The organism is Natrinema sp. 1APR25-10V2, from assembly GCF_031626495.1.
GTDB lineage: Archaea > Halobacteriota > Halobacteria > Halobacteriales > Natrialbaceae > Natrinema.
Genome location: NZ_JAMQOJ010000004.1, coordinates 561,802 through 571,499, shown reverse-complemented (window position 1 = coordinate 571,499; position 9,698 = coordinate 561,802). Strand labels below are relative to the sequence as shown.

General features: G+C 65.7%; 8 protein-coding genes, 1 rRNA gene and 1 pseudogene. 4 read left to right on the top strand and 6 right to left on the bottom strand.

Annotation, left to right across the window (positions count from 1 at the left end; genetic code table 11):
• Positions 1 to 114: ribosomal RNA gene (locus NDO75_RS15780) — 16S ribosomal RNA — on the bottom strand; the annotation flags it as partial.
• Between the two features lie 898 nt (positions 115 to 1,012).
• Between NDO75_RS15780 and NDO75_RS15775 the strand changes: the two genes are divergently transcribed.
• Both NDO75_RS15775 and NDO75_RS15770 read left to right on the top strand, forming a co-directional pair.
• Complete coding sequence (locus NDO75_RS15775) at positions 1,013 to 1,390, top strand: helix-turn-helix domain-containing protein (RefSeq protein ID WP_310907528.1); 378 nt, start codon at positions 1,013 to 1,015, stop codon at positions 1,388 to 1,390.
• Positions 1,387 to 1,683: a hypothetical protein gene (locus tag NDO75_RS15770; protein WP_310907527.1), complete on the top strand. Its 297-nt coding sequence runs from the start codon at positions 1,387 to 1,389 to the stop codon at positions 1,681 to 1,683. Before NDO75_RS15775 ends, NDO75_RS15770 begins: the two co-directional genes overlap by 4 nt.
• Before the next feature lie 94 nt (positions 1,684 to 1,777).
• Here NDO75_RS15770 and lpdA read toward each other — a convergent pair whose 3' ends face one another.
• From lpdA to lipA, 5 genes and pseudogenes are all read right to left on the bottom strand, one after another.
• Positions 1,778 to 3,247: a dihydrolipoyl dehydrogenase gene (lpdA, locus tag NDO75_RS15765; RefSeq protein ID WP_310907526.1), complete on the bottom strand. Its 1,470-nt coding sequence runs from the start codon at positions 3,245 to 3,247 to the stop codon at positions 1,778 to 1,780.
• A 68-nt stretch (positions 3,248 to 3,315) separates the two neighbouring features.
• Positions 3,316 to 4,980, bottom strand: a complete 1,665-nt coding sequence (locus NDO75_RS15760) for a 2-oxo acid dehydrogenase subunit E2 (protein WP_310907525.1) — start codon at positions 4,978 to 4,980, stop codon at positions 3,316 to 3,318.
• A 1-nt stretch (position 4,981) separates the two neighbouring features.
• Positions 4,982 to 5,977: an alpha-ketoacid dehydrogenase subunit beta gene (locus tag NDO75_RS15755; RefSeq protein ID WP_310907524.1), complete on the bottom strand. Its 996-nt coding sequence runs from the start codon at positions 5,975 to 5,977 to the stop codon at positions 4,982 to 4,984.
• Between the two features lie 4 nt (positions 5,978 to 5,981).
• A complete protein-coding gene (gene pdhA / locus NDO75_RS15750) occupies positions 5,982 to 7,088 on the bottom strand; it encodes a pyruvate dehydrogenase (acetyl-transferring) E1 component subunit alpha (protein ID WP_310907522.1) in 1,107 nt (368 codons plus the stop codon).
• A 257-nt stretch (positions 7,089 to 7,345) separates the two neighbouring features.
• Positions 7,346 to 8,341: pseudogene (lipA, locus tag NDO75_RS15745) on the bottom strand (lipoyl synthase); the annotation flags it as partial.
• Between the two features lie 183 nt (positions 8,342 to 8,524).
• On the opposite strand from lipA, the gene NDO75_RS15740 reads away from it, so the two are divergent.
• Positions 8,525 to 9,040 (top strand): PH domain-containing protein, encoded by a 516-nt coding sequence (locus NDO75_RS15740; protein ID WP_310907521.1) that lies wholly within the window; start codon positions 8,525 to 8,527, stop codon positions 9,038 to 9,040.
• Between the two features lie 58 nt (positions 9,041 to 9,098).
• Positions 9,099 to 9,692, top strand: coding sequence for a hypothetical protein (locus tag NDO75_RS15735; protein WP_310907519.1), 594 nt, complete (start codon positions 9,099 to 9,101; stop codon positions 9,690 to 9,692).
• The last annotated feature ends 6 nt before the right edge of the window (positions 9,693 to 9,698 follow it).

Here is a 9,698-nt window from a genome sequence, read left to right as displayed (position 1 = left end):
TAGGGTAGTTTGGCCACGTGTTACTGAGCTATCTGCTACGAGTCTGAACTCGTGCAACTAGCATGGCTAAATCGGACTCCAATAGCAATGACCTCCGGCAGGATCAACCGGAATGCTCTTCCCCAGCGGAGCTGGGGAGGTTGGCGGTGAATGTTGGTACACACTCACACTTGTTGCTAATGGTCCACGTTCGATGACACACGGTCGGTCGCGATGACCGGTCGGGCGTCACCGAACTACCAAGGCTAACATCAGATCCCATCTGTACGGCGGACCGCAGGGGTAGGATCCTCATTTCCTTCGGACGTATTCGTAAGCCGTCTGGGGTACATAACCCCTTCGGACCACGACCGTCCGAGAACGGGACGACGACTCGAGAGTCGACCGAGCCGTCGATCACGCGTTCGTTGCGTTAACATCCGAATACCCTCGTACACTTAAGGGCGTCGGATCGTTCCCACGCCGGAAACCGCACCCGGCGAGGGTGTGTGCGATCCAAACTGAACGCCCTGATACGTATAAAGGCGTCGGATCGCTGCGGCCGGCAACGCCGGCCGCGAGCACATCTTCTTCGGAACGCCCGTATACTGATAAGGCCATCGGATCGAACCGACGGCGCGTCAGAGGGTGGATGCCGTGCCTACCTCCGCGCCGGGTTTCGGCCGGAGGGAACGTGGCGGTGTGCGCCACGTCGTTCGCATTAGTGTGGAAGGCCGGGTTGGTATATAAGGCCGTCGTCTCGGTCGACCATCGGAACCCGCTACCATGACACGGTTTTCCATGAGAAGATAGGGTAGATGACACTAATAAAGAGAGTAGTTCGCTCGAGCGGCGATATCGGTCGGCAGAATGTCACGCGGGCGGAGGTCGGCCGGTCATCCCACCCTCGAAGGTACGGTCGGGCCGGATGATACCCGCGTGGTCGCACTCGAGCGCACACGCGCAAGAAGGTGTCGTGTCGCGGGAGACGCATCGATGCCGATAAACCACGTGCGTTGTAAGGGGCAGACGAATGGTCCGGGACCCGTTCGCTTCGAAGTCGACGCCGTCCGCAGAGGAGATCTGCTCTGCGCTGGACGATCCCGACTGCCGTGAAATCATCCGGAAGCTAGAGGAACCGATGACGGCGTCCGAGTTAACGAAGCAATGTGAGATCCCGCAGTCGACACTGTACCGAAAGCTCGAGTTACTGACCGAATCGACTCTGCTCGAGGAGTCGACCGAGATCCGTCAGGACGGCCACCACGCGAGTAAGTACTCGGTCGCGTTCGACGAGATTACGCTCTCGCTGGACGAGGATCGATCGCTGGCGGTCCAGATCGAGCGGCCGGCCCGGACGGCGGACGAGCGGCTCGCGGAGCTGTGGTCAGAGGTGCGGAAGGAAACATGAATCCATTTCCCAGCGGATCGGCCGAGACGATGCTCGCACTGGCGGTCGTCAAGACGCTCGTGCTCGTCGTCGGGAGCGTCATTACGTACTTCGCGTTCAAAGCGTACCGTCGAACCCGACAGCCGGCGCTCGGCTATCTCACCGCCGGCTTCGGGCTCGTCACGCTCGGACTGGTCCTGGCCGGCATGCTGTACGAAGTACTCGGCGTCGGTCTCGCGACGGGCATTCTACTCGAGAGCTGTCTGGTGCTCATCGGCTTCGTCGTGATCGCCTACTCGCTGTACGTACAGTAAGTTCGCGACTGAAAACTCCGCTTCGTATCGTCTCGAGGAACATTTTTCACCGCGTAGCTACGGGAAGTCGTGTTCCGACGGCATCGCCCGGCCGTTACCGGTTCAACGTATGAATCGCGTGATCGAGCGCGTTTTCGGCGGCTTCCATCACCGATTCCGAAAGCGTCGGGTGAGCGTGGACGGTCGCGGCGACGTCCTCGAGCGTCGCCCCGAGCTCGATCGCGAGCCCGAGTTCGGCGATCAGCTCCGACGCTTCGGGGCCGACGATCGACGCGCCCAGCAGGTAGCCGTCGGCCTCGTCGGCGACGACTTTGACGAAGCCGTCCGAGTCGCCCGTCGTCAGCGCGCGGCCGCTGGCCCGGAAGGGGAATGTTCCGACAGTGGTCTCGAAGCCCGCCTCCTCGGCTTCGGATTCGGTCATACCGACGGTGGCGATCTCGGGGTCGGTGAAGACGACGGCCGGCATCGCCTGGTGGTCGAGGGCGGCGGGCTCGCCGGCGATCACTTCCGCGGCGACTTTTCCTTCGGCGCTGCCCTTGTGGGCAAGCATCGGTTCGCCGGCCACGTCACCCACGGCGAAGATGTGGTCGACGTTCGTGCGTGCGCGCGAATCGGTATCGATGAATCCGCGCTCGTCGGTTTCGATTCCCGCTTCCTCGAGGTCGAGCGTGTCCGAGACCGGTTCGCGGCCGACGGCCACCAGCACGTTCTCGACGTCGAGTTCGAGACGATCGTCCGCGACTTGCTCCGCCGTGCTCCCGCCGTCGGCGGCAGTTTGCTCCGCCGGCTCGGCGACGACGCGGATCCCGCCTTCCTCTCGGTCGTGCCAGTCTGACGCGGTGTAGCCGAACTCGAACTCGATCCCGAGGTCGGTCGCTCGCTTCTTTACGGGACGTTTGAGATCGTCGTCGTATCCCGGCAGGATCGAGTCGAGCATCTCGAGGACGGTCACGTCGGTCCCCAGCTTGGCGAAGACGCTCGCCAGCTCCATGCCGATGTAGCCGGCACCGACGACGACCAGCGAGTCGGGGACGGAGTCGAGGGACAGCGCCTGCCTCGAGTCCAGCACGGGCTCGTCCGCGAAGTCGAAGTTCGGGATCTCGATGGGGCGAGAGCCGGTCGCGACGACTGCGTGCTCGAACTCGAGGCTCTCCGAGCCCTGGCCCTCGCCGCTGTGAGAGACGCGAACCGTGTTTTCGTCGACGAAGTGAGCGGTTCCCTCGAGGAGGGTAACCCCGTTCGCCTTGCAGAGTTTCTCGACGCCGCTCGTGAGCTGGTCGACGACGCCGTCTTTCCAGTCCATCATGCCGGCGAGATCGATCGCCGGGTCGGCGTGGATGCCCATCTCCTCCGCGGTGGCGGCCTCGTGGGCGACGTCCGTCGCGGTGATCAGCGCTTTCGACGGGATACAGCCGTAGTTCAGGCAGGTCCCGCCGTAGGCGTCTTTTTCGACGAGCGTCACGTCCAGATCGAGCTGTCCGGCGCGGATCGCGGCCACGTAGCCGGCCGGGCCAGCGCCGATGACCAGTACGTCCGTACCGGTGGTGACGTCTCCGACGACCATCAGTAAGCGCCTCCTCTCGCGTCCGTTGACTCCGTGTTCGGGCTCATTGTCAGTGTCTCAGTGTAGGGTCACTCGAGCAGTAGTAAGCTCGGGTTCTCGAGGTACTCCATAACGGTGTTCGTAAACCGTGCGCCGACGGCACCGTCGATAAGCCGGTGGTCGAACGACAGCGACAGGGTCAGTACCGAACGGGGTTCGATCGATTCGTCGCCGTCGTCGTCGGTCACTACGCGCGGCTTGCGCTTGATCTCGCCGATCGCGAGGATGCCTGCTTCGGGGTAATTGAGGATTGGCGTGGCGTACTCGCCGCCGATACCGCCGACGTTCGTGACCGTGAACGTCGATCCCCGCAGTTCGTCGGGACTGATCGTCCGATCGCGGGCCTTCTGGACGAGCTCGTTCATCTCGGAGGAGAGCTGCAGGAGTCCCTTCCGGTCGGCGTCCTCGAGGACCGGCACCATCAGTCCGACGTCGGTCGCGGTCGCGATCCCGATGTTGTAGTAGTCGCGGTAGACGATCTCGTCGTTCGCCTCGTCGATGACCGCGTTCATCTCGGGGAACTCCTTCAGCGCCGCCACGACGGCCTTCACGATGAACGGCATGTAGGTCAGCCGGATGCCGCGTTCGTCGGCGCGCGGCGCGAGGTCCTCGCGCGCCTCGACGAGTTCGGTCACGTCGACCTCGTCGTGGTGAGTGACGTGGGGCGCGCTGTATTTCGACTCGACCATCGCGTCGGCGATCGTCTTGCGAACCCCCCGGAACGGTTCGCGGCGTTCGCGCTCGCCGTCGGCGAACTGCGTTCCCTTTGTTCCGGCCTGCCCGCCGGCTTCGATCGCGTCCCTGTCCGCTTCCTGCGCCCGGCGCTGTGTCTCAGCGTACTCGCGAACCGCTTCCGGCGTGACGAACGCCTCGCCGTCGCGCTCTTCCGTCGCGGGAACGGCGTCGATGTCGATCCCCTCTTCCTCGGCAATCCGCCGGGTCGCGGGGGCGGCCAGCGTCCTGTCGCGATCAGCGGACTCGGCGTTCGCCGGCGGCTCGGTCCGCTGTGGACTCGAGGCCGCCTCGGTGCCGGCTCTCGAGTCCGTGACAGTGTCCTCGCCGGCAGCGTCCGCGCTCGAGTCGGCCGAACCGGATTCGACCACGTCGGACTCGTCACCGACGGCCTGGGGCTGCGCTCGACCCGCTGCGTCGTCGCCCCCGCCGCTCGCGGCGGCCCGAACGTCGGCCGCGGTGATGCGACCGCCGGGGCCGCTGCCCTCGATCCTCGAGAGGTCGATGCCCTCCGCTCGCGCCATCCGACGGACGCGTGGCGGCGCGAAGACCCGGTCGTCGGGCGCCGCGACCGCCTCGGTGTCGGCCCCGGTCGCGCCGGGACTGCCAGCCGACTCGCCGCCTTCGCCCGGTTCGTCGACGCCAGCGGGCTCGCTCGTCCGCTCCCGTTCGGATTCGGTCGGCCTCGACTCGCTCTCGCTCGCAGTGTCACCGCTCGTCTCACCCTCGACGTCGAACGAGATGATCACCGTCCCGACGGGAACGACCTCGCCCTCCTCGACGTGTAGTTCGCGCACCGTGCCGTCGACCGGTGCGGGCACTTCCACGAGCGCCTTGTCGGTCTCGACCTCCGCGACCGGCTGGTCTTCGGAGACCGCGTCGCCCGCCTCGACCAGCCACGTGACCAGTTCGCCCTCCGCGACCCCCTCGCCGACGTCCGGCAGTTCGAACTCCCTGACCATATCAGAACCCCACCGCGTCTCGGATGCCGTCTTCGATGCGCGCCGCCTCGGGGAGGTAGTAGTCCTCGAGCGCGTACAGCGGGAACGGCGTGTCGAAGCCCGTGATACGCTCGATCGGCGCTTCCTGGTACAGCAGCGCTTCTTCCTGGAGGGTCGCGGTGATCTCCGCACCCAATCCGCCCGTCTTCGGGGCCTCGTGGACGACCGCTGCGCGGCCGGTCTTCTTGAACGATTCGACGATCGTCTCCTCGTCCAACGGCGACACCGTCCGCAGGTCGACGACCTCCGCGTCGATGCCCTCGTCGGCGAGGTTCTCGGCGGCCTCGAGCGTCGGCCGGGTCATCGCGCCCCACGTGTAGACCGAGATATCGCTCCCTTCGCGGCGGACGGCCGCCTCGCCGATCGGCACCTCGTAGGATTCCTCGGGCACGTCCTCACGGAACGCCCGGTAGATGAGCTTCGGCTCGAGGAAGATCACCGGATCCGGGCTCCGAATCGCGCTGATGAGCAGCCCCTTGGTGTCGTACGGCGTCGAGGGCATGACGACCTTCAGGCCGGGCTGGTGGACGAACATCGCCTCCGTCGACTCGGAGTGGTGTTCCGGCGCTCGGATGCCGCCGCCGTAGGGGGCACGGATGACGAGCGGGCAAGTGAATCGTCCGCGCGAGCGCGTCCGCAGGCGCGCGGCGTGCGAGACGATCTGGTCGAATCCGGGATAGATGAAGCCCATGAACTGGATCTCGGGCACCGGCCGCATCCCGTAGGCGGCCATCCCGATCGCCGTCCCGACGATCCCGGACTCGGCGAGGGGCGTGTCGATCACCCGGTTCTCGCCGAACTCGTCGTACAGCCCCTCGGTCGCGCGGAAGACGCCGCCGTTCCGGCCGACGTCCTCGCCCATGACGACGACGTCGTCGTCGCGTTCCATTTCGGTGTGCAACCCGTCCTGTACCGCCTGTACCAGCGTGAGACTTTCCGAGCTTGATTCTGCTGCCATGATATCACTCCAAGAGCGCGTCGTCGCCGTGGTCCTCGCGGATCGATTCGAAGTACTCGAGCTGTTTCTGTAGCCGTCGGGGCATCCCCTCGTAGACGTGCGCGAAGATCTCCTCGGGCTCGGGGCGTTCGGACGACTCCGCGGCCTCGATCGCGTCGGCCACGTCCTCCTCGATCCGGGCCTCGATCGCGTCGATCCGTTCGTCGTCGAGCACGCCGATCGACCGGAGGTAGGTCTCGAGGCGCGGGATCGGATCCTTTTGCTTCCAGCGCTCGACCTCCTCGTCGTTACGGTAGACGGAGGGGTCGTCAGCGGTCGTGTGCGCGCCGAAGCGGTACTGGACCGCCTCGATCAGCGTCGGTCGCAGTTCGCCGGGGCCGGGGTCCTTCGCCTTCTCGACGGCTTCTTTGGTGACTTTGTACACCGCCAGCGGGTCCATGCCGTCGACCTGGACGCCCTCGAAGCCGTAGGCGGTCGCCTTCTGAGCCAGGGTGGCGCTCGCCGTCTGGCGTTCGCGCGGCACCGAGATGGCCCACTGGTTGTTGTTACAGAAGAAGACGTTCGGCGTGTCGAAGACGCCGGCGAAGTTCAGCCCCTCGTGGAAGTCGCCCTCCGAGGTCGCGCCGTCGCCGAAGTAACAGACGAACGCCTTCTCCTCGCCCTTGAGCCTCGAGGCCCAGGCCGCGCCCGTCGCGTGGGGGATCTGGGTCGCGATCGGCACCGCGACCGAGAACATGTTGACGTCCTTGGGGATGTAGTTGCCTCGCTCGTGACCCATCCAGTAGAGCAGCGTGCGCTCGAGGGAGAGGCCCCGAACCAGCCCGACGCCGTGTTCGCGGTAGCTGGGGAAGACCCAGTCCTCCTCGGCCAGCGCGTGGGCGCTGCCGACCTGTGCGCCCTCCTGGCCCGATAGCGGCGGATAGGTCCCCATCCGCCCCTGGCGCTGGAGGCTGACCGCCCGCTCGTCGAAGCGGCGCACGAGTCGCATCTGCTCGTACATCTCGACGAGTTCGTCCTCGGTGAGGTCGGGCACGTCGGCACCCTCGCGAACCCGACCGGCGTCGTCGAGTACCTGTACTCGCTCGTCGGGATCGCGCTGTAACGTACTCACGGGGAAACCCACCTGTACATACGCTACCAGACTATCGCTCACCGTAAAGGAGTTTCCCAAAATAGTTTACTATTGGTGAGAGTATTGCCTCACAGCCGTCGAACTATCGGGCGATACGCGACAGTACTGGACATGATAGATCGAAAATAGCCATTTTTTGATGTACGTCGGATTTTGCTTCGGTTTCCAAGCCGAGACTGGACGAAAGAGAAGTGTAATCGAGTCCGGACCGAATCCGTCCGGTCGGTGACTGCCTCTCAGGACTCCGTCTGCTGGGAGGCGGATCGGTGCGCGTCGGCCCTCGCCGCCGCGACGCTCTTGCCCTCACGCAGAACCGCATCGACGAACAGTTCGCCGGCCTTGTACGACGAGCGGACCATCGGTCCGCTCGCGCAATAGAGGAACCCTAACTCGTCCTCGGCGACGCGTCGCCACGTCTCGTACTTGTGGGGATGATCGTAGCGCTGGACCTCGAGGTGATTCCTCGAGGGGCGCAGATACTGCCCCAGGGTGACGATGTCGACGCCGCGCTCGCGCAGATCGGCCAGCGTTCGGTAGACCTCGTGGTCGTACTCGCCGTGGCCGAGCATGATCGAGGTCTTGGTGTAGATGTCCGATTCGCGGTCGACGTACTCGAGCACCGAGAGGCTCTGCTCGTAGCCGGCGCGGCGGTCGCGGACGGGGAACTGCAGGCGCTCGACAGTCTCGACGTTGTGGGCGATCACGTCGGGTTCGGCGTCGACGATCTTCCGAACGAGCCGTTCTTCGCCCCGAAAGTCGGGGATGAGGACCTCGACGAGGATGCCGGGGTGGCGGGCCTTGATCTCGCGGATCGTCTCGGCGAAGTGACCCGCGCCCTGATCGGGGAGGTCGTCGCGGTCGACGCTCGTGAGGACGACGTAGTCGAGGCCGATCTCCGCGACGGCGCTCGCGACGTTTTCCGGCTCGTCCGGGTCGAGGGGCTCCATCCCGCCGGTTTGGACGTCACAGAAGTTGCAGGCTCGAGAGCAGCGGTCGCCCATCAGCATGAAAGTGGCCGTCCCGCCGCCGGTTTCGGTATCGGACGCTCCGCTCCCGCCGGGACCGGCTCGTCCCGACCAGCACTCCCCGAGGTTGGGGCAGTTGGCTTCCTCACAGACGGTGTGGAGGTCGTGCTCGCGCAGCGTCTCGCGGATGCCGGCGAACTCCTGCCCCGACGGCGGCCGACTCTTCAGCCAGTCGGGCTTTCGGGCGCGGCTCATAGTCGTGTATCGGACCGAGCAGTGAAAAACCGTGTCGGTCGGAGCCGTCCGATTACCTCGCCTCGCAGTCGACCCGTCGGCTCCACGGCGAGGCGGTCAAGGTCACCGTCAATACGCCTGACTCTCCGCGAGACCGGAGGTAACCACCCCCTTACCCCGATAGCTTTACAGACGGGTACGGAATAGGCGGGGCCGATGGCACTCGGCTCGACGCCCGACTGGTTCCATATCGGCGACGACGAGAGCGTCGTCTGGGAGAGCCGCCCCCATCCAATCACGATGGGTAGCGAGCTACCGGTCGGGGTCGGAATCGCGCTCGCCGGGATGCTCGTCGCCGGCTGGAGCGCCACCGACGGCGTCGGCCTCTTGACGCTGCTGGGCGTCCTCGTCGCGGTGGTGGGCGCGGCCGTCGCGGTCGGTCGCTACCTCGTCTGGACGAACACCCGCTACGTCATCACCTCCTCGGAGCTCTACAAGAAGCGAGGGATCGTCTCGAGAGACGTCACCCAGTTTCGACTCGAGCGCGTCCAGAACACCAGCCTCAGCCAGAGCGGGATCGGTCGCCTGCTGGGGTACGGCGATCTGACCGTCTACACCGCCGGATCGGGCGATCCGGAGCTAACCTTCGAACGCGTCCCCCAGCCAGAACGAGCGAGCAGTCGTCTCAGCGACCAGCTCGAGAGCGTCGCACCCGATAAGCCAGCCGCCTGAAAAGAATACGGACAGACCACAAGACACATTAGATAAAGTGTGATCCGGGACCAATACAATGGCTTCGAACCTGTCCGCGTCGGATCGTGTCCCGGTAACGCGTCGCTCGAGTCTCGCGGCGAGCGCGGGGGCCGGCGTCCTCGCCGCCGTGGTCGGCTACCTCGTGACCTACCTGCTCGTCAGCGGCGAGGTCCGCGACGCCTTCGGTGACGACGTCGCGACGTGGAAGGGGGTCGCCTGGTATTTTTACGAGGCACACCTGGTCGACATCCAGGCCAGCAGCCAGGTCGGCTCGCTCGGCGGGACGAGAACCCTCGACCTCATCGCCCAGTCGGACAGCGCTGGTGCGGGCCTGCTGTACGTGCTCCCGCCGCTCGTCCTGGTCGCAGCCGGCGGCTTGCTGGCCGTCCGGTGGAACGCGACCGACCTCGGCGAAGCCGTCATCGTCGGCGCACCGGTGGCGGTCGGCTACGGTGCGGTCGTGGGCCTCGGTGCGCTCGTCGCGGAGGCCAGCGCCAGCGGGTCCGCGTTCGGGATCGAAGCGACCACCTCGACCGGCCCGGAGCTACTCCCCGCTATCGTCCTCGGTGGCGTGCTGTACCCGCTCGTGTTCGCCACCGCCGGCGCGGTCCTCGCGGTCGCGACACGGTGAGTGCGC